At 70.0% G+C, this 19406-nt stretch carries 18 protein-coding genes; 5 read left to right on the top strand and 13 right to left on the bottom strand.

What is annotated here, in order from left to right:
- Nucleotides 1-20: 20 nt before the first annotated feature.
- Entirely contained in the window at nt 21-1304 is a 1284-nt protein-coding gene (locus tag H0W40_RS00170; protein WP_292441887.1) for an HlyD family efflux transporter periplasmic adaptor subunit, read from the bottom strand.
- Nucleotides 1305-1665: 361 nt separating this feature from the next.
- Nucleotides 1666-2391 (bottom strand): autoinducer binding domain-containing protein, encoded by a 726-nt coding sequence (locus tag H0W40_RS00165; RefSeq protein ID WP_292441885.1) that lies wholly within the window; start codon nt 2389-2391, stop codon nt 1666-1668.
- Between the two features lie 135 nt (nt 2392-2526).
- Between H0W40_RS00165 and H0W40_RS00160 the strand changes: the two genes are divergently transcribed.
- A complete protein-coding gene (locus H0W40_RS00160; RefSeq protein WP_292441884.1) occupies nt 2527-2997 on the top strand; it encodes a hypothetical protein in 471 nt (156 codons plus the stop codon).
- A gap of 132 nt (nt 2998-3129) precedes the next feature.
- On the opposite strand, the gene H0W40_RS00155 is transcribed toward H0W40_RS00160, so the two are convergent.
- The 7 genes from H0W40_RS00155 to H0W40_RS00125 form a co-directional block, all read right to left on the bottom strand.
- Nucleotides 3130-4323, bottom strand: coding sequence for an ABC transporter permease (locus H0W40_RS00155; protein ID WP_292441883.1), 1194 nt, complete (start codon nt 4321-4323; stop codon nt 3130-3132).
- The gene (locus H0W40_RS00150; protein ID WP_292441882.1) at nt 4320-5105 is read right to left on the bottom strand and encodes an ATP-binding cassette domain-containing protein; all 786 of its coding nucleotides are present in this window, start codon (nt 5103-5105) and stop codon (nt 4320-4322) included. The genes H0W40_RS00155 and H0W40_RS00150 overlap by 4 nt, the downstream gene beginning before the upstream one ends.
- Nucleotides 5102-6658: an alpha/beta fold hydrolase gene (locus tag H0W40_RS00145; protein WP_292441881.1), complete on the bottom strand. Its 1557-nt coding sequence runs from the start codon at nt 6656-6658 to the stop codon at nt 5102-5104. The genes H0W40_RS00150 and H0W40_RS00145 overlap by 4 nt, the downstream gene beginning before the upstream one ends.
- A 154-nt stretch (nt 6659-6812) precedes the next feature.
- A complete protein-coding gene (locus H0W40_RS00140) occupies nt 6813-7574 on the bottom strand; it encodes a TSUP family transporter (protein WP_292441879.1) in 762 nt (253 codons plus the stop codon).
- A gap of 394 nt (nt 7575-7968) precedes the next feature.
- Nucleotides 7969-9639 carry a GMC family oxidoreductase gene (locus tag H0W40_RS00135; protein WP_292441877.1) on the bottom strand — a complete coding sequence of 557 codons (1671 nt, stop codon included), beginning with the start codon at nt 9637-9639 and terminating at the stop codon, nt 7969-7971.
- A 181-nt stretch (nt 9640-9820) separates the two neighbouring features.
- Nucleotides 9821-10459, bottom strand: coding sequence for a MarC family protein (locus tag H0W40_RS00130; protein WP_292441876.1), 639 nt, complete (start codon nt 10457-10459; stop codon nt 9821-9823).
- A 34-nt stretch (nt 10460-10493) separates the two neighbouring features.
- Nucleotides 10494-11273, bottom strand: a complete 780-nt coding sequence (locus H0W40_RS00125; RefSeq protein ID WP_292441875.1) for a helical backbone metal receptor — start codon at nt 11271-11273, stop codon at nt 10494-10496.
- A gap of 207 nt (nt 11274-11480) precedes the next feature.
- On the opposite strand from H0W40_RS00125, the gene H0W40_RS00120 reads away from it, so the two are divergent.
- The gene (locus tag H0W40_RS00120) at nt 11481-12008 is read left to right on the top strand and encodes an RNA-binding protein (RefSeq protein ID WP_292441874.1); all 528 of its coding nucleotides are present in this window, start codon (nt 11481-11483) and stop codon (nt 12006-12008) included.
- Nucleotides 12009-12130: 122 nt separating this feature from the next.
- On the opposite strand, the gene H0W40_RS00115 is transcribed toward H0W40_RS00120, so the two are convergent.
- From H0W40_RS00115 to H0W40_RS00100, 4 genes are all read right to left on the bottom strand, one after another.
- Nucleotides 12131-12931, bottom strand: a complete 801-nt coding sequence (locus H0W40_RS00115; RefSeq protein ID WP_292442003.1) for an SDR family oxidoreductase — start codon at nt 12929-12931, stop codon at nt 12131-12133.
- A gap of 109 nt (nt 12932-13040) precedes the next feature.
- A complete protein-coding gene (gene lptC / locus H0W40_RS00110) occupies nt 13041-13742 on the bottom strand; it encodes an LPS export ABC transporter periplasmic protein LptC (protein ID WP_292441872.1) in 702 nt (233 codons plus the stop codon).
- 61 nt (nt 13743-13803) lie between these two features.
- Nucleotides 13804-14427, bottom strand: a complete 624-nt coding sequence (locus H0W40_RS00105) for an HAD family hydrolase (protein WP_292441870.1) — start codon at nt 14425-14427, stop codon at nt 13804-13806.
- On the bottom strand, nt 14427-15386 hold the full coding sequence (locus tag H0W40_RS00100; RefSeq protein ID WP_292442002.1) for a KpsF/GutQ family sugar-phosphate isomerase: 960 nt from the start codon (nt 15384-15386) through the stop codon (nt 14427-14429). Before H0W40_RS00100 ends, H0W40_RS00105 begins: the two co-directional genes overlap by 1 nt.
- A gap of 147 nt (nt 15387-15533) precedes the next feature.
- Between H0W40_RS00100 and H0W40_RS00095 the strand changes: the two genes are divergently transcribed.
- The 3 genes from H0W40_RS00095 to H0W40_RS00085 all read left to right on the top strand — a co-directional run bounded on the left by H0W40_RS00095 (nt 15534) and on the right by H0W40_RS00085 (nt 19336).
- Complete coding sequence (locus H0W40_RS00095) at nt 15534-17537, top strand: cation:proton antiporter (RefSeq protein ID WP_292441869.1); 2004 nt, start codon at nt 15534-15536, stop codon at nt 17535-17537.
- Between the two features lie 166 nt (nt 17538-17703).
- The gene (locus H0W40_RS00090; RefSeq protein WP_292441868.1) at nt 17704-18663 is read left to right on the top strand and encodes an MBL fold metallo-hydrolase; all 960 of its coding nucleotides are present in this window, start codon (nt 17704-17706) and stop codon (nt 18661-18663) included.
- A 70-nt stretch (nt 18664-18733) separates the two neighbouring features.
- On the top strand, nt 18734-19336 hold the full coding sequence (locus H0W40_RS00085) for a histidine phosphatase family protein (RefSeq protein WP_292441867.1): 603 nt from the start codon (nt 18734-18736) through the stop codon (nt 19334-19336).
- Nucleotides 19337-19406 lie beyond the last annotated feature (70 nt).

The raw sequence follows: 19406 nt of genomic DNA, 5'->3' as shown, positions 1-19406 counted from the left end.
TGCTCATGCTTTGGCGCTGCTCATGTCGGCTCGGCAGCGACGCGCCCGGTCAGGCCGAGCAGCGGTTCGAACAACCACTCGATCAGCCGGCGGCGGTCGAGTTGCACATCGGCCTCGAGCTGCATGCCCGCCACCAGCGCTTGCGGCTGGCCGTAAGCGGAGACGGTCTGGCGGTCGAGCGCCACGGTGATGCGGTACAGCGGCTCGCCGCTCACGTCGGAGAACGCGGCCACGCCGGCCAACGGCACGCCGGCCATCTCGGTGGCCTGCAGCGGCGTGCGCGAGACCTGCAGCACCTGCCCGGTCTGGTGACCGAACTTCTGGTACGGATAGGCCTGGTAGCGCAGCAGCACCGCCTGCTCGGGGCGCACGAAACCCAAGGCGCTGGACGGTGCATACAGATGTGCCTGCAGGCGCGCATCGGCCGGCACCAGGCTGGCGAGTGCGGCGGCCGGCGTCACCGGCTGGCCGGGCTCGGCCAGCACCGCGCCGAGCACGCCGTCGCTGGGCGCATGCACGAGGATGCGGCGGCGGGCCTCCGTCTGGGTCGCCTCGCGCGCCACCATGGCGAGATCGCGCTCGAGTTCGCCCCGGGCGGCCTGCGCCTGCAGCGGAAGCTCGCGGCGTTCGCCTTCGAGCACGCCGATCTCGCGCTGCTGCGCGGCCCGCTGCCGTTGCAGCGCCTGGAGCTGGGCGCGCACCGCCAGCACTTCCTCTCCCTTGGCGCGCAATTGCGCGAAGGAGATGAAGTTGTCGCGGTGCAATGAGTCGTACTGAGCGAGCGCCTGCTGCGCCAGGTCGAGCCGTTCGCGGTGCAGCGTCGATTCGGTTTCGATCTGTGCCAGTTCGCCGCGTCGATCGGCGATCTGGCGGTCGAGCGCGGTGCGCCGGGTGTCGAGCAGAGCGCTTTGGCGCTGCAGCGCGTCCTGCAGGCTGCGCTCCGTGAGCGCGAGACTGCGCTGCACGGAGGCTTGGGCATCGCCGCCGGCGGTGGCGCGATCGGCCGACAGCACAAACAGCAATGCCCCGCGCTTAACCGACTGCCCTTCGTGCGCAAGGCGCTCCAGCACGTTGGCCGGCTCCGGCGGCATCAGCCGGATCACTCCCAGATCGGGCACCAGCACCCCGCCGATCCGGGCCTTGCGCGTGTACTCGCCGAAGAACAGATAGCCCATGACCAAAAGCGCCGCGATAACGGCGCAGGCGGTCAGGAAGGACAGCGACAGCGGCCGGATGAGCTGGATGCCGCCCAGCCAGGCTTGCTGGCGGGCTTCGACAACTTCGGGGCGAAAGAGGGAGGGCATCGGTGGGCGCGGTCAGCGCCCGAGCGGCCCCGCACCGGTCGCGGCTTGCGGTCTCGGTGCGGCTAGTCCGCTTTGCGCGCGATCACCAAGTGGTTCGCGGGGCCCGCGGACCGGCACCGCCGACATGCGTGAGAAGGCCGGGATCCAGCGGAAGCGGTGCCGTCTGTCCTGCAGGGAGGGGGCGATCAACACGGCGATTTGCAGCAACGGTGTCGGGAACTTGGCGGTTTTTTTGCACGGTGGCTCCAGTCTGTGTTGACATGCATCCGCAATGAATGCAATGCCCAGATTGAAGCAGCGCCAGATGGCAGAGGGTACTGACAACTCTTACAGGGGCGGGTAAACCCTGAGTTACGTCAACTCAACGGATCAAACCGAGCCGCAGCGCTTTGAGCACCGCTTGGTGCTTGTTGTTGCAGCCGAGTTTGTGCATCGCGTTGCTCACATGCAAGACGGCGGTTCGTTCTGTGATGCCGAGTACGGCGCCGACCTCCCAAGCAGTTTTGCCTTCCATGGTCCAGCGCAAACTGTCGAGCTCTCGAGGAGTGAGCTTCGGCCGTTCAGGCTGCAATCGCTCGGGGACCAACACGCGCATGGCGGTGTCCTGCGCATGAACGGCGAAGAGCTGCAAGTCGGCAACGATGCGCGTGACTTCGGCGCGATCGTTCGGCAAGGCCTGATCGCGGTCGACACCCAGCATGAAGTGCCTGCCGTCCGGCATATGCAGCGCGAGGCAAATGCCGGCACGGTATCCATAGCGCGCCTGAATTTCCCAAAGCGCCCCTTGGCCCGCTGACACATAGGTGCCTTGATCCCAAATGATCGGCACGCTGTGACGTTTGCAATGCTGCATCACCGGATCGAGTTGACCGCCTTGCGGATCCTGCATGGCGTCGCGCCAGGCGTCCGGCGCGTTGTCGACTTCGATGAACTCCGAGTCGCCGATGTGATGATCAATGATCGTCACTGCCGCAACCGTCTCGAAGCCCAGCTGCTTCGTGAAGCGCACGACCTCGTTGCGAAACTCCTCGCGGTTGCGCGCTTCGAGAACCGATTGGTAGCTGCCTTGCAGCATCGCGTCCTTCAAGTTCAATGTGTGCCGGTGTGCGGCATCGCACACCGTTCGATGCAGCCCTGACAAGGTTTACAGCTTTCAAGCCCGGCTCGCCGCTTCACACTGGCAAGCACCAAAACCGACTTCGGGCGCAAGCCCGACTCAATCATGACTCCTGCATGGACCGTGGGCGCGTGGCCGCCTGTATTGTGGCAGCCGGCTCTCGAATCGAGACCGCACTTCGTGCATCTTGGCACGCATGTCGCGCTGCCTCTGAACGCCGATTGGCCGTACACCGGGCAGACGGTGTGGGGCGGCCGCGCCGCCGACAGCGCGGCCGGCGTGTCATGGGACTGGATCGAAGTGGCGCAGGGCGTGATTGCCATCGCCGACCCCATGATGATGATCACCAACCTGCGCCTGATCGGCAACGAAGGCGAGGTGCTCACCGCGCACGAAGCCGCGCCGCATCTCAACGGCATCGTTCATGGTCTGCCGTGGCAGGCGGAGGTGCAACGTGCGCTCGAGGAGTCGCAACGCGAAGAGCGACACCGGGCGACAGGCGACGCCCCGCCGGCCCGCCGCCTCGGCAGCCGCGGCGCTGGCTCGCGCGACTCGGGCTTCATACCGCTGGCATGAACCGCGCGGTGTACGCGACGCTGCGGAGCAACCAGCGGCGTTCGCGGGCGCCGACAAATCCACTGAAGATCTAATGCGTTCGAGCCGATACGCGCGGCAGCGGCCGTGAAGCGCGCTGCCGGCGTACCCCCTTCAGCGCACCGCCACCGAACGCAGATGCCGCGCCACGAAGGCCAGGCACAACGCGGTGAGCACGAGGCCCACGACCAGCGAGACCAGCACATCGGCGGTGCCCAGCGCCTCGCCGCGCAACACCCGGTTCATCAAGGTGTACTGCGCCAAGGCCGGCACCCACGCGAACCAGGGCTCATCTCCACCCTGATTGAACAAGGCCACCAGGGGCATCAGCGACACGCCGAGGATCACCGCCGTGTTGTTGGCCTGCGCCTCCTTAAAGCTCTTGCAGCGGATCGCCACCGCCATCATCAGCGCCGACAGCCCGGCCGCCAGCGGCACCAGCACCAACAGGAAGCGCGCCGCCTCGGCCGAGCCGAACACGAACAGAGAACGCAAGGTCTCGCTCTGGATCAGCAGGCGCGCAGGCAGGAAGCTCAGCACGCTGAGCAGCGCGATCAGCATGGCCACCGTGACCACGGCCGCCCATTTGCCGAGCACCAGCGCCATCGGCGAGGCCGGGTTGGTGAGCAGCGGCTCCAGCGAGCCGCGCTCGCGCTCGCCGGCCGTCGTGTCGAGCGCCGCGTTCAGCGCGCCGTAGAGCACCGCCATGATGACGAAGAAGGGCAGCATGCCGGTGAGCTGCGTGGCGCGGCTGCGTGTGTTGGCGAGGTCGTGATCCTGCACGTCGATCGCCTGCAGCAACTGCGCCGGCACGCTGCGCAGCGCCAGCAGCAGGGAGCCGCGCTCGCGGTTGAAGCCATCGAGCAGACGCTGCAGCCGGCGGGCACCGGTTTCGGCCTGACGGTTGCTGCTGTCACTGACGATGGCCACCGAAGGCGCCTCACCGCGGGCCAGCCCCGCCTCGAAACCGGGCTCGATCAGCAGCACCGGCTCGCCGAGCGTCGAGGCTTTCAGCCGGGCCTCGTAATCGGGCGGGGCGGCCTCGATGCGGTAGGTCTGGCGCTCGATGAAGTTGCGCAGGGTCGGCGCGTGCTCCATGCCGGCCGCCACCACGACGCGCCGCTCCGCACGCTCCTCCAGTCCCGCGACCAGGCTCGACAGCAAGGCCAGCACCAGCGGCCCCAGCAACACCGAGCTGACCAGCACCATGGCGAGCGTGCGGCGGTCGCGCAGCGCGTCGACGATCTCCTTGACGAAGACGGCGCCGGCGCCGGCCCACACGTCGCCCTTGTGTAGCGCGCGCGTCATGCGCGGGCGCCCTGCTGAGTGCCGAATGCCAGCGTCACGAACGCTTCCTCCAGATCGCTTTCGCCGCTCTGCTCGCACAACTGCGCCACCGTGCCCTCGGCCACGGTGCGCCCGCCGGCGATCACGATCACGTGGTCGCACAGCCGCTCGACCTCCTGCATCACGTGGCTCGACAACACGATGCACTTCGAGCCCCCCGCCGGGCTGCACAGATGGCGCAGCGCCTCGCGCAAGGCGCGTGTGGAGAGCACATCGAGCCCGTTGGTCGGCTCGTCCAGCAGGATGTTGGCGGGGTCGTGGACCAGCGCGCGGGCCAGCGCCGTCTTCATGCGTTCGCCTTGGCTGAAGCCCTCCGTGCGGCGCTCGAGCAGCGGCTTCATGTCCAGCGTCTCGGCCAGCGTCTCGGCGCGGGCCTGAGCGGTGTCGCGGTCGAGCCCGTGCAGCCGCGCGTAGTACACGATGTTCTCGCGGGCGCTGAGCCGCGGGTAAAGGCCCCGGCCGTCGCCGAGCACGCCCATGCAGCGCAGGGCGGCTTGCGGGTCACGGGTCACGTCGATGCCGTCGACATCGATGCGGCCGCCGTCCGGCAGGACCAGCCCGGCCACCATGCGCAGGGTCGTGGTCTTGCCGGCGCCGTTCGGACCGAGCAGGCCGGTGATGAGGCCATTGGTCGCCGTGAAGCCGACGTCCGCGACAGCGACCAGCGGCGGCGGCCGGCGGCGGCCGAAGAGGCCCTTGGCCGCAACCGCAAAGCGCTTGTGCAGCGCCTCGGCGCGGATCACCCGGCCAACTCCGGCCGGGGCGGCTCGAAAGCCGGTGGCCGCGGCAGCCCGGCCAGGCACGAAGCGTCGGCCGACATCGCGTCCGCTTCGCTTTCGACATCGATGAAGCGCTGCAGCACTTCGCGCGTGCAGTCGACCGCGAACACTCCATGCCCGACGTTGGCGACGACCACATGGCGCGCCTTGCCGCCGGATTCCACCGCGCCCAGTGCCCGCACCACCCGCTCGCCATGACGCGGCGGCGTCACCGGGTCCAGCGTTCCGCTGAAGGCGAGCAAAGGCACCGTGCTGCGAGGCAGTGTGTAGAAAGCCGGCGGCACCTCGCTGCGCGGCCAGTCAGCGCACACCTCGCGGTAGGGCCGCAGGAAGGCCTGCGAGAACGCATTGGCAGCCTGCGCCGGCGCGGCTGCATCGGTCCTGTTCCACACCGTTTCGTCTGCTGCGGCGTCCGCCGTTGCGCCTGACCTCGTACCGGTCGCAGGCGGCGCATCGAGCCGCGGCATGTCTTCCGCGCAGACCACCGAAAAATGCATGCCTTCGGCTGTTTCGAGCGCACGCGTGCCGCCGCCCAGGCTGCCGGCCAAGCCGATCAGCGGCGCAGCACGCCCGGCCAGCGCCTCGTTGATCGCGAACGGCAGCGCCGCAGCCAGCGCCGGCGCGTAGAGCGGCCCTCGCACAGCGGCGGCAACGGTCTCCCGGCGCAGCGTCACGGTGCTCGTGATTCCGGTAGCGGGATCCACGGCGCTCATCCGTGCCGGCAGACTGGCCAGCAGCGTCTGCCAGCGCTCGCGCAGTTTCGGGTGGCGGGCGGTGCAGGCAGCGTCCCGTGCGCAATCGGCGAACAAGGCTTCGAGCGCCGCGGCGGTATCGAGCGACAGGCTGCGCGGCAACGCCATGTCGGGCGGCGCCACGCCGTCGAGCACGACGCGTCGCACGCGTGCGGGAAACTGGCGCAGATAGTCGAGCGCGGCACGGCTGCCGTAGGAGCCGCCGACCAGGTTCACTTGCGGAGCGCCGAGCGCGGCACGCACCGCCTCGGCGTCCGTCGTCGCGATGACGGTGGTGTAGCGGCGCAGGTCGCCGTGCGGCAGCGCCTGCAGTGTTTCGCGGCAGGCGTGCAGCCGGGCGATCGCCCGGTCCGGATCGAGTCGCTCGGCCAGCGGCAGCGCATCGTCGCTCGCGCACGTCAACGGCGCCGAGCGGCCGGTACCGCGCTGGTCGATGAAGACGATGTCACGCCGGTTGTTGAGGCGCTGGAACAAGGGCATGACCCGGCCGGCCAACGCGATGGCGCTTTGCCCGGGGCCGCCGGCGAAGAAGAACACCGGGTCGGGTCGCTTGGCGAGGGCTGTGGCCGGCACCACGACGTAGTGCACGTCGATTCGCCGGCCGGCCGGCTGAGCCGGGTCTAGCGGGCGCGATACCCGGCCGCACAGTACCTCGTGGCGCAGACCGTCGACGCGGCACGGTGCGGGTGCGTGTGAAGGATCGGCGTCTTGCGCGAGGCTCGCTGCCGGCAGCACCATCGCCGCGGCGGTCGAGGCCGTACACATTGCCGCGGCAAGTCGTCGCGAGAGGCGAGAAGCAGGTCTGGCGGGGAGCGTCGTCATTCGACCGCGATTCTGCGGTCCCCGGCGCGGACCAGGCCGAGACGCCGCGTGGCCTTGTGTGCAATGCAGCCCGGGCGGTGGCTCCGGTCGGCCCGCTTCAACGCATGAAGCCGTCGAACGCCGTCTTGAGGATCAGCATCGACACCACCACGATGAACACGACCCGCACGAAGCCGGCACCGTGACGCAGCGCCAAGCGAGTGCCGACGAGGCTGCCCGCCACGTTGGCCACGGCCATCACCACGGCGATGTGCCACCACACGTGCCCGGTCCAGGCAAAGGCGCCGAGTGCAGCGAGGTTGGTGGCGGTGTTGAGCAGCTTGGCGCTGGCGCTGGCGTGCAGGAAGTCGTAGCCGAGCGCGCGCACGAACAGGAAGACGAAGAAGCTGCCGGCGCCGGGGCCGAAGAACCCGTCGTAGAAGCCGACGATCGCGCCGATCAGCGAGGCCCAGCCGGCCTCAGCGCGCCCGTGATGGAGCGGCGCATGACTGCGGCCGAGGTCCTTGCGGGCGAGCGTGTAGACCAGCACCGCCAGCAATACGAAAGGCAAAGCGCGGCGCAGGCCGTCGGCGCTGATCTGCGTGACCGTCCAGGCCCCGGCGAAGGCGCCGATCAGTGCCGCGGCAGCGGCCGGCAGCAAGGCGGACCAGGGCAGCCGGACGCGGCGCGCGAACTGCGCGGTCGCCCAGGCCGTGCCCCACACGGCGGCGCCCTTGTTGGTGCCGAACAGGGTGGCCGGCGCGGCGTTGGGAAACACGCTGAACAGCGCCGGCACCAGGATCAGCCCGCCGCCGCCGACGATGGCGTCGACGAAACCGGCGAAGAGCGAGGCCAGCGTGACGATGGCGAGGTCGAGCATGGCGGGCGCCGCAGCGGCAGGAGGACGGGCGGCGAGGGTAGCCCAAGCGCCGGGCCCGAACTGCGGTGGCAGGCAACGAACGCGATGCCACAAAACAAAGAGCGCCGGGGGTACCGACGCTCTTCAAGCGCAGACGGATGGGCCCGCGCCGTGTTTGTGTGACCTTTGTCGGTCGCGGCGGAACATCGTCCGCCATTTTTTGCTTTGTCTCCTCGGTCCCCCGTCAGACGGGCAGGCCCGTCGCGAGTCTGCGCACTTTAGGCAGTCGCGGTCGGGCGGTGCATCGGGGTTTACCTTCGGCCGATGTGCGGCGGCGCGCGTTCGCTAGCGCACCGAATCGTCCGGCCACGCCGATGGCGGCAACACCGTCGCTGCGGCTCTGCGGCCCTGCGGCTCAGCGCCGGTGGCCGCCATCGGCGGCGATCCAGGCTGCTGCCTGCTCCGCGATCATCAAGGTGGGGCTGTTGGTGTTGCCGCTCGTGATGGTCGGCATCACGCTGGCGTCCACCACGCGCAGTCCGCTTACGCCCCGCACGCGCAGCCGGGCATCGACCACCGCATCGGGATCGTCGACGCGGCCCATGCTGCAGGTGCCCACGGGGTGAAAGATGGTGGTGCCGATGTCGCCGGCAAGCTGGGCCAGTTCCTCGTCGCTCTGGTACCGCAGGCCGGGGCGAAATTCCTCGGGCCGGTAGCCGGCGAGCGCCGGCTGGGCGGCGATGCGCCGCGTGACGCGCAGGCTGTCGGCGGCGACCTGGCGGTCCTCGGCGGTGGAGAGGTAGTGCGGCGCAATGGCGGGCGCGTCCTCGAAACGCGGGCTCTTGATGCGCACGTTGCCGCGGCTGGTCGGATTCAGGTTGCACACGCTCGCGGTGAAGGCATCGAAGCCGTGCAACGGTTCGCCGAAGGCCTCCAGGCTCAGCGGCTGCACGTGGTATTCGAGGTTCGGCCACGCGTGCTCGGGGGAGGAGCGCGTGAAGGCGCCGAGTTGCGAAGGCGCCATGCTCATGGGCCCACTGCGCCGGGCGGCGTACTCCAGTCCAATGAGCGCCTTGCCCCACCACGAGGCGGCTCGGGTGTTCAGCGTGAGCCGGCCGGCTCGGGCGCCCGTTACCTTGAACACGGCCCGGATCTGCAGGTGGTCCTGCAGGTTTTCGCCAACGCCCTGGAGTGCGCGCTGCACGGGCACGCCGCGCTGCGCAAGCAGCTCGGCCGGTCCGATGCCGGAGAGCTGCAGCAACTGCGGCGAGCCGATCGCGCCCGCGCAAAGCAGCACTTCGCCGTCGACCTTGACCGTCTGCAGCCCCTGCGGCGTGAGCACTTCGCAGCCCGTGCAACGCAGCGCACCGTCGCCGCCGCGTTCGAGCAGCAAGCGGGAGACTTGCGCGCCGGTCCACATCGTGAAGTTCGGCCGGCCATGACAGGCCGGCCGCAGAAAAGCCCGCGCCGTGTTCCAGCGCCAGCCGGCGCGCTGGTTGACCTCGAAGTACCCGACGCCCTCGTTGTTGCCCCGATTGAAATCGCTGCTCGCCGGGATGCCGGCCTGCTGCGCGGCCAGCGCGAAGGCGTCGAGCAGATCCCAGCGCAAGCGCTGCTTCTCGACCCGCCATTCGCCGCCGCGCCCGTGGAAGGCGGCGAACCCGGGGTCGACGGCGTCGCTGCCATGGTGGTCCTCGTGCTGCCGGAAGCGCGCCAGCACCGCCTCCCAGCGCCAGGCGTCGTCGCCGGTCACGTCGGCCCAGTGTTCGTAATCGCGCGATTGCCCGCGCATGTAGATCATGCCGTTGATGCTGGAGCAGCCGCCGAGCACCTTGCCGCGCGGGTAGCGCAGCACGCGGCCGTTCAGCCCGGGATCGGGCTCGGTGCGGTAGAGCCAGTCGGTGCGCGCGTTGCCGATGCAATGCAGGTAGCCGACCGGGATGTGGATCCAGTGGTAGTTGTCGCGCCCGCCCGCCTCGATGAGCAGCACGCGTTTGCCCGGGTCGGCGCTGAGCCGGTTGGCGAGCAGGCAGCCGGCGGTGCCGGCGCCGATGATCACGTGGTCGAAGCGCAGCGCGTCGCTCATTGGAGCCCCTCGTGCGACGGGTACATCGGCCGATCCCCTAAGGGGAGCAAGCGCCGCGGCTCCAAAACCGCCTGCGCGGACTTGGACGGCACGAGCGCCAGCCGCGTCTCGCGGCTGGCCGAGGCCGGCTGGGGCGCGGCCCGATCCTCGGTCCGCAACGGACAACTCATCGCGAAATGGCTCAGCGCGGCAGCGCCGTCGCCAGCACCGGGAACAGCTGCATCAGCCCCGCGGCCATGATCTCGACCGCCATGGCGGCGAGGATCAGGCCCATCAGCCGCGTCATCACGTTGATGCCCGTCTGGCCCAGCACGCGCGCGATGCGCCCCGAGGCCATGAAGGCGACGTACACCGCCACGCCGATCACCACGCCGTAGAGCACCAGCGTGCCAAGCTGCCACCAGTGCGGACTCTGCTGGGCATAGATCACCATCGTCGAGATGGTGGCCGGGCCGGTGAGCAGCGGAATGGTCAGTGGCACCACGGCGATGCTGTCGCCGGCATCGGCACGCTCGGCGCCTTCGCTGACGTCTTCCTTGCTTGTCTCGGCTGGCTGGGCATGCAGCATCTGCAGCGAGCTGATCAGGAGCAAGGTGCCGCCGCCGACCTGGAAGGAGGCGATGCTGATGCCGAAGAACTCGATGATGCGCAGCCCGGCGAGAGCGCTCACGGCGATCACCACGAAGGCACTGAAGGCGCTGACGCGGATCGTGCGCTGGCGCTGCGCACGGCTGAAGCCGCTGGTGAAGCTGAGAAAGAAGGGGATAGCGCCGATCGGGTTGACGATCGCCAGCAACGCAATCAGCGGCTTGAGGTCCATGACGCGATTCTCGGGCCAGCGCGGCGGTCTGCAATCAGCCCGACTCGGCCAGGGCGCGCAGGTAGCGCAAGCCGGCCGCCGCACGCGGCCCGTACCAGCTGAGCTGTTCGCCATCGACAAGCTGGGCCCGCGCGCCCGGGCACAGCGCCTTTGCTTCGGCCAAGTGGCTGGCGTCGAAGCGGTAGGGCTCGCTGCTGAGCAGCACGCGGTCCACGCCGGCGAGCCACGGCTCATCGCCCTGCAGCACCGGGTAGCGCGCAGCGCCGCTCGGGCCGCCGTCCTGCGCGGGCAGGCTGCGCCAGTTCACGGTGGCAAGCATGCAGGCGATGTACGTATCGCGCGCCACGGTCATCCAGGGTGCGCGCCAGATCAGGTACAGCACCCGCTGCGCCGGCCAGGCCTGCGCTTCGCTGCGGGCCAGCTCGTCGGCCAACTCTTCGCCGAGCGCGGCAGCACGCTCGGCGATGCCGGGCTCGGCGGCGAAGGCCGCCCGCAGTTGCTCGAACAACGCCAGGTTGTCGCGCGGCGAACAGGGGTGCGTGACGATCACCTCCGGGATGAACTCGCGCAAGGACTCGACCGTCTCGCGCCGGTTCTCGTCGATGTTGACCAGCACATGCGTCGGCGCCAGCCGGCGCAGCTTGGCGAGGTTCACGTCCTTGGTGCCGCCGACCTTGGACACCTCGGCCACGGCATGCGCCGGATGAATGCAAAAGCCGGTGCGCGCCACCAGCCGAGGGCCCAGTCCGAGGGCGATCACCAGCTCGGTGAGGCTGGGCACCAGGCTGGCGATGCGCACCGCGTCACTGCGCATCTCAGCCGGCGCACAGGCCGGTGCCAACGGGGACGGCGCCGTTACAACACTCGTGGGATGGCACCGTACTCAAACGCAAAGCTTCACACATAATGGTTTCGTTTTTTCGGTGCGGCGCCTTCTCTGGATCGGTTCCGGCGGGTTGAGGCTCCACATGGTGTTTCGGGTACCGAGGTACCGTTTAAAGAGGAAGAAAGGCGCTCCCCCATGGGAAACAAGCTCTATGTAGGCAATCTGGCCTACGGTGTACGTGACGAAGAACTCCAGCAGTCCTTTGGTCAGTTTGGCACGGTCACATCGGCCAAGGTCATGATGGACCGCGATACCGGCCGCTCGAAAGGCTTCGGCTTCGTCGAGATGGGCAGCGATGCCGAGGCGCAGGCCGCCATCGAAGGCATGAACGGGCAGTCCTTGTCCGGTCGTGCCATCGTCGTCAACGAGGCCCGTCCGCGCGAAGAGCGCCCGGGTGGTTTCCGCGGCCCCTACGGTGGCGGCGGCGGTACCGGCGGCGGCGGTGGTGGCTACGGCGGCGGTGGCGGTGGACGCAGCGGCGGTGGGGCTGGAGGCGGCGGCTATGGTGGCGGTGGCGGTGGTGGAGGCGGCTATGGCGGCGGCGGTGGTGGTGGCCGCAGCGGTGGCGGCGGCGGCACCGGTGGTTACGGCGGCGGCGGCGGTGGACGCAGCGGCGGTGGCGGCGGATATGGCGGCAGCGGCGGTGGACGCAGCGGCTACTGAATCACGCTGGTGACTCGTGCCGGCCGGTCCATGCCGGCGCGTCGCTCGAACAAAGAAAAGGCGGTGGCGCTCAGGCCCACCGCCTTTTTGTTTTGCCTGAGCGTTGCGCCGGCGCGACCCGCCTACTGCCCCTGCCGGTTCTTGCGCCCGCGCCCGACGAGCAGGCGATCGAGCAGGGCATTGGGCAGCAAGCGCAAGAGCTTGGCCGCCACCCCCATCTGCCATGGGATCACCCGGTAGCTGGCTCCTCCCTGGATCGCGCGAAAGGCGCGCTCGGCGAAATCGTCGGGCTTCATCAGGAAGGGCATGCCGTATCGGTTGCGCGCAGTCAGCGGCGTGGCCACGTAGCCGGGCAGCAAGGTCACCACCTTGATGCCGAAGGCGCGGCATTCGCCGCGCAGGCTTTCGCAATACGCCACCACCCCGGCCTTGCTCGCGCAGTAAGCGCCGTGGCCAGGCAGGCCACGGATGGCGGCCATGCTGGCGATGCCGACCAGCGTGCCGGGGCGCCCCACGCCACACTTCTGCGGCCTGCGCTCTCGCATTGGCCCGAGAAAGGGCTGAAACGTCGCCGCCATGCCGAGGTTGTTGGTCTCGAAGGTGGCGCGGATCACGTCCAAGTCTTCGTACTCCGCGGTGTCCACGCCGATGCTGATGCCGGCGTTGGCGATCACCACATCGGGCAGGCCCTGAGCAGCGAGGCAGGCCCGCCCGGCGGCCGTGATCGCGGGCACATCGCGCACATCGGCGCCATAGACTGCCCAGCGCTCGGTCGGCCAGCCTTGTTCGCGGCACCAGCGTTCGATGTCGCCGGCGCGCCGCGCCACCAGCGCGAGCCGGTAGCCTTCAGCGGCGAAGCGCGCAGCGAGTGCCTGGCCGATGCCACTGGAAGCGCCGGTGATGAAGACCAGCGGCGCGGTCATGTCGTCCCGAGCGCCGAACGCTGCAGGCAAGAGAAGCTCCTGCGGCCGATCGGTGCACTGCGCCACCGCCGCTCGGGCGCACCCAGGCACGGCCCGGCTGCGGCGCGCCTCACGGCTTCGGCAGCGGCGCCGGCTGCAGGACGCCCGTGACCCGCCCGTCGAGCCGCGCGACGCGGTCGGTGTGGTCGTAGTCGAGGCTGTTCGCCTGCAACTGCCCCCGCTCGGTGATCAATGTGACCGGTCGGTCGGAGTGCACCCGCTCGCTTTCGGTATCGACTTCGAGCACCTCGCCCCGGAATTCGATGCGCTCGCCAGCCGCCTCGCTCGGGCCCGGCTCGCGCACGACGCGTGCGTCGCCGACCAGGCGCACCTGGGTGGCAGCGCCATTGCTGAAGCCGCGATCGGCGCTGCCGAGGGTCACGCGCCCCGACTCGTCGAGCGCACGCAGGCGCACGCCCTGGACCTCGACCGTGTCGCTGTACGGGTAGTGCTGCAGCACATCGCCCTCCAGGCGAGTGAGAAGCGTTCCGTCCGCGTTGTAGCTGCTCACGGCGAAGTCGCGCATCGTGTAGTCGGGCGCCTTGCTCGGCGGCTGCGCGTTGCCGGCGTCGCCGGGCTGCGGCGTGTTCTTCACCAGCCACCAGGTCAGCGCCGCCAGCAGCCCCATCAGCAGCACCGGCAGATAGCTCATCAGCCGCTCCCACAAGCGCGCTCCGAGCGGCCCGCCGCGGTGCACGCGTGGACCGGCGAGCGGCGCCAGCGGCGCCAACTCGCTGAACGGCGCCTCGGCCATGTCGCCGCGCTCGGTCATGCGGCGCCCTTGCGCTTCGTGCGGCTCCGCCGGGCGGAAGGCTCGCGCTCGAAGGTCGGACTCATGGCGCGCCGCTGTGGTCGAGTGTTTCGAGGTGGCTGTGCAGCAATGCGGCGTAGCAGCCGCTGGCCACCAGCAGCAGATCGCAGAACTCGCGCGCCGCGCCGTGGCCGCCCCGCGCGGCGGTGACATGGTCGGCGATGGCGCTCACCTCGGCATGGGCATTGGCCGGTGCGCCCGCGAAGCCGGCGCGCGCGAGCAGCGGCAGGTCGGGCCAGTCGTCGCCGATCACCGCGACCTGCGGCCAGGCCAGGCCGAGCGTGGCAAGCAGCGTGCAGGCTGCCGCGAGCTTGTCGTGCACGCCGTAGACGGCGTGAGCCAGCCCCAGGTCGGCGACGCGCCGGCGCACCGCCGGTGAGTCGCGCCCGGTGATGACCAACGGCGCAATGCCCGCCAGCGCCAGCAGCTTGAGCCCCTGCCCGTCGAGCGTGCTGAAGGCCTTGACCGTCTCGCCGTGCTCGCCGATATAAACGCGCCCGTCGGTCAGCACGCCGTCGACGTCGAAGATCGCCGCGCGGATGCCCTGCGCACGGAGCAGCAGTTGCGGCGCGAACGCGAGCGTCGCGCGCACCGGCCGCAACACGTCGCCTTGCGGATCGCTCGCCGCCGGGTTCGCTGCGTTCATCAGATCACCTTCGCGCGCAGCAGATCGTTGATGTTGAGCGCGCCGACCAGAGCATCTTCGCCGTCGACGACCAGCACGCTGGTGATGCGAAACGCCTCCATCATGTCGGCTGCATCGACCGCCAGCGCATCGTCGCGCACGGTGCGCGGATTGGCATGCATCACGTCGGCGGCCCGCAGCGCACGCAGGTCGCTGCCGTTTTCGACCAGGCGGCGAAGATCGCCGTCGGTGAAGATGCCGAGCACCCGGCCGGCATCGTCGGCCACCGCGGTCGCGCCCAAGCCCTTGCCGCTCATTTCGCGCATCAGGTCAGTGAAGGCGGTGTCCGGCGCCACGCGAGGCACCGCGCGGCCGGAGCGCATGACGTCGCGCACATGCGTGAGCAGCTTGCGGCCGAGCGATCCGCCCGGGTGCGAGCGCGCGAAATCGGCCTCCTTGAAGCCGCGCGCGTCGAGCAGCGCCACCGCGAGCGCATCGCCGAGCGCCATCTGCGCGGTGGTGCTGGCCGTCGGCGCAAGGTTCAGTGGGCAGGCCTCCAGCGCGACCGAACTGTCGAGCACCGCCTCGGCATGAAGCGCCAGGCCCGACTCGGCGCGGCCGGTGATCGCCACCACGGTCACGCCCAGGCGCTTGAGCACCGGCAGGATGGCGCTCAGCTCCTCGCTTTCTCCCGAGTTCGATATTGCCAGCACCACGTCCTGCGGCGTGACCATGCCGAGGTCCCCGTGGCTGGCCTCGGCCGGGTGGACGAACATCGCCGGCGTGCCGGTGGAGGCGAGCGTGGCGGCGATCTTGCGCCCGACATGGCCGCTCTTGCCCATGCCCATCACGACGACGCGGCCCTGGCAGCCCAGCACCAGCGTGACGACTCGCGCGAAAGCCGGTGCCATCGGACCCTTAATGCGCTGCTCGAGCGCGACCAAGGCTTGTGCTTCGATGGCCAACGCCTGCGCGCCCATCGCGACGCTGCGCTCGGCGGATGAAACAAGGGGGGTGTTGCTCACAGGGTGCGCCCCGGGGCTGGCGCCACGAAGCCTTGAGTAGCATCGAACGATTCTAGGCGGGGCCTGCACGGGCATGACCTGCTCACCCTTTGCCTCTCGCCCATGGCCACCACGCTCGAAGTCGTTCTGCTGTACCTGATCGCCGCGGTACTCGGCGTGGTGCTGTGCCGCTCGTTGAAGCTGCCGCCCATGCTGGGCTATCTGACGGTCGGCGTGCTGATCGGCCCCAACGCGCTGGCGCTCGCCGAGGACTCAGCCAACGTCGAGTACCTGGCCGAGTTCGGCGTGGTGTTCCTCATGTTCGTGATCGGCCTGGAGTTCAACCTGCCCAAGCTGCGCAGCATGCGCACGCTGGTGTTCGGCCTGGGTCTGTCGCAGGTGGCGCTGACCATGGCGGCGGCGATCGGCGGCAATGCGCTGCTGGTCTGGGGCCTGGCGCTCGCCGGCCGCTCCGGCGGGCTGCCCTGGCAAAGCGCCGTGGCCCTCGGCGCCGCGCTGGCGATGAGCAGCACCGCCATCCTCGTCAAACTGATGGCCGAGCGGCTGGAACTAGAGACACCGCACGGCAAGCGCGTGATGGGCGTGCTGCTGTTCCAGGATCTGGCCGTCGTGCCGTTCCTGGTGCTGATCCCGGCGCTAGGCCAGAACGCCGATGGCGACGACATGACACGCGCACTGCTGTTCGCCGCGCTGAAGGCCGGCGCATTGCTCACCGTGCTGCTGGTCGGCGGCCAGCGGGTGATGCGCTGGTGGCTCACGTTGGTCGCGCGCCGGCGCAGCGACGAGCTGTTCATGCTCAACCTGCTGCTGGTCACCCTGGGTCTGGCCTGGCTCACCGAGCATGCCGGGCTCTCGCTCGCGCTCGGCGCCTTCGTGGCCGGCATGCTGATCGCGGAGACGGAATACAAGCATCAGGTCGAAACCGACATCCGGCCCTTCCACGACGTGCTGCTGGGCCTCTTCTTCATCACCATCGGCATGAAGCTGGATTGGCGCGCGGTGGCCGGCGCGTGGCCGCTGGTGCTGTTGCTGACCACGCTGCCGGTGCTGTTCAAGTTCGGCCTCGTCACCCTGCTGGCCCGCCTCTTCGGCGCACAGCCGGGCGTGGCTGTGCGCACCGGCCTCTATCTGGCGCAGGCGGGCGAGTTCGGCTTCGTGCTGCTCGTGCTGGCTTCGCAGAACGGGCTGCTGCCGGCGCAGCTCGAGAGCCCGGTGCTGGCCTCGATGGTGCTGTCGATGATGGCCACGCCCTTCATGATCCTGTACAGCAACCGCATCGTCATGCGCCTGGCGGCGAGCGACTGGCTGCTGCAGTCGGTGGCCATGACGACCATCGCCAAGCGCGCCATCAATGCCGAGGCACACGTCATCATCTGCGGCTACGGGCGCAGCGGCCAGAACCTGGCGCGGCTGCTCGACGCCGAGCACATCCCCTACATGGCGCTCGATCTCGACCCCGACCGCGTGCGCCAGACCGCGGCCGCCGGCCAGAGCGTCGTGTACGGCGACGCCGCGCGGCTGCAAAGCCTGATGGCCGCCGGCCTGGCGCGCGCGAATGCGGTCGTGGTCAGCTACCACGACACGCTCTCGGCGCTGAAGATCCTGCGGCTCGTTCGCGAACACGCGCCCACCGTGCCGGTCATCGTGCGCACACTCGACGACAGCGACCTCGAGGCCCTGCAGGCCGCCGGCGCCACCGAGGTGGTGCCCGAGGCGATCGAGGGCTCGCTGATGATGGCCACGCATGTGCTGGCCCTGGTCGGCGTGCCGATGCGCCGCGTGATCCGCGTCGTGCAGGAGCAGCGCGACGCGCGCTACGGCCTGCTGCGCGGCTACTTCCACGGCGCCGACGACGACACCGCCGAGGAGCTGCAGCAGGCTCGGCTGCAGAGCGTCACCCTGTCGGAAAGCGCCGCCAGTTTGGGCGCCACGCTCGGTCAGCAGGCGCTCGGCGCACTGGCCGCGCAGGTGGTGTCGGTGCGCCGGGCCGGCGGCGCGGTGGTGCGGCCGACCGACGATCTCCGGCTCGCCGTCGGCGACACGCTGGTGCTGGCCGGCCGGCCCGAGGCGCTGGCGCTGGCCGAGGCGCGCTTGCTCGAGGGTTAAGCCCGTTGACGCCACGGGAGGGTCCGCGCGCGGGATTGCCGTAGATCGCCGCCCGCCGCGCGACCCCGACAAAGACCCGCCGCAGCGCTGCGCTTTGCGAAGCGGCGTCGCGTGGACTTGCGGCGCGGATCGATGATCCGCGCCTACGCCACTCACGGAGGTCCGCATGCTCAACCGCCGCACGCTGCTCAAGGCCGGCCTGGGCGCCGCGGTTCCTAGCCTTCCCGCCTGGGCCCAGGACGGCCCGGGCTTCGGCGTCCCGCCAATCCCCTCGACGGGCTATCGGCGCAAGAAACTGGGCGACATCGAGGTCATCGCGCTGAGCGACGGCGTTTCGCGCCGGCCCCTCACGGAGCAGTTCGTCACCAACGCGCCCCTGGCCGAGGTGCGCGCCCTGCTGGCCGTGCAGGGCCTGCCGACCGACTACATCGACGTGCCCTACACGCCTTTCGTGCTCGTCTTCGGCGGCCGCAAGCTGCTGTTCGACGCCGGCCTCGGCGAGTACGGCGGCCCGACCGCCGGCAAGCTGCTGACTCATCTGCGGGCGGCCGGCCTGCAGGCCGGCGACATCGACACGGTGGTGATCTCGCACTTCCACGGCGACCACATCCACGGCCTGCGCAACAAGGCCGGCGACCTGGCTTTTCCCAAGGCGCGGGTCCTGGTGCCGGCGCCCGAGTACGCGTTCTGGATGGACGACGGCAAGGCCCGCGCCGCCACCGACGAGCGCTCCAAGGGCCTGTTCGCCAATGCGCGGCGCGTGTTCGGCGACATGCCCGAAGCGATGCTGCAGCGTTTCGAGCCCGGCGCCGAACTGCTGCCCGGTTTGCGCTCCATGCCGGCCTACGGCCACACGCCCGGCCATACGGTGTTCGAAGCGGGCCGCGGCCCGCACCGCTTCCACTATCTGGCCGACCTGACGAACGTGCCGGCGCTGTTCGCACGCCAGCCCGACTGGGCGGTCGGCTTCGACATGGACCCCGCGGCGGCGAGCCGGGTGCGGCGCGAAATCTTCGCGCGGCTGGTGAGCAGCCGCGCGATGGTCGGCGGCTTTCACTTCCCCTTCCCCGCGTTCGGCCACATCGAGGCGGCGGGTAGCGGCTATGCGTTCAAGCCGCAGGTCTGAGGCCTCGCCCGCGCGGTCCGACGCGGCCGACATGGCGGCCGTCGAGGCTGCCGCAAGCCGGAACGAGGCTGTGAGGGCCGAGTGCTTTGCGCCGATCGATCGACGTGCGCTGCTGCGCGCGACCGCGGCGCTGGGCTGCACCCTCGCCATGCCGACCACGCTGAGAGCGGCCGAGCCGGCACCTGAGGTGATGAAAGCACTGCGCGGCGGCGGCGTGGTGGTCATGCTGCGCCATGCTTTGGCGCCGGGCACCTTCGATCCGCCGGAGTTCCGGCTCGGCGAATGCGGCACGCAGCGCAACCTCGACGACGCCGGACGCGCCCAGGCGCGCCGCATCGGTGCGTGGTTCCGCGAACGCCGGCTGCAGCCGGCGGCGGTGCGCTCCAGTCCCTGGTGCCGCTGTCTCGACACCGCCCGGCTGGCCTTCGGCGAGACGGTCCAGGCCTGGCCCGCGCTCGGCTCGCCGCGCATGACCGAAGACCGCGAAGCGCAGGTGGCGCAACTGCGCCGCGCCTTGGTCGATCTGCCCCGGCACGGCTTCGAAGTCTGGATCAGTCACCAGTTCACCCTCGGTGCGCTGGCGGGCGGCAGCGCCGCCTCGGGCGAAGGCCTGGTGCTGCGGGCGGGCCGCGACGGCGCGCCGCAAACCATCGGCCCGTTCGCGCCCGCCTGAGCCCCGCGCCGCGACAGCTGCCGAGATAATGCGGCCCTCGCTTGACCGGCGCGCCGCGCCCCTCGCCGCC

The sequence above is a fragment of the Methylibium sp. genome, assembly GCF_013817345.1.
In the GTDB taxonomy this organism is placed as follows: Bacteria; Pseudomonadota; Gammaproteobacteria; order Burkholderiales; family Burkholderiaceae_C; genus Methylibium.
The sequence above is the reverse complement of the archived record's forward strand: the minus strand, read 5'-3'. Positions and strand labels throughout refer to the sequence as shown.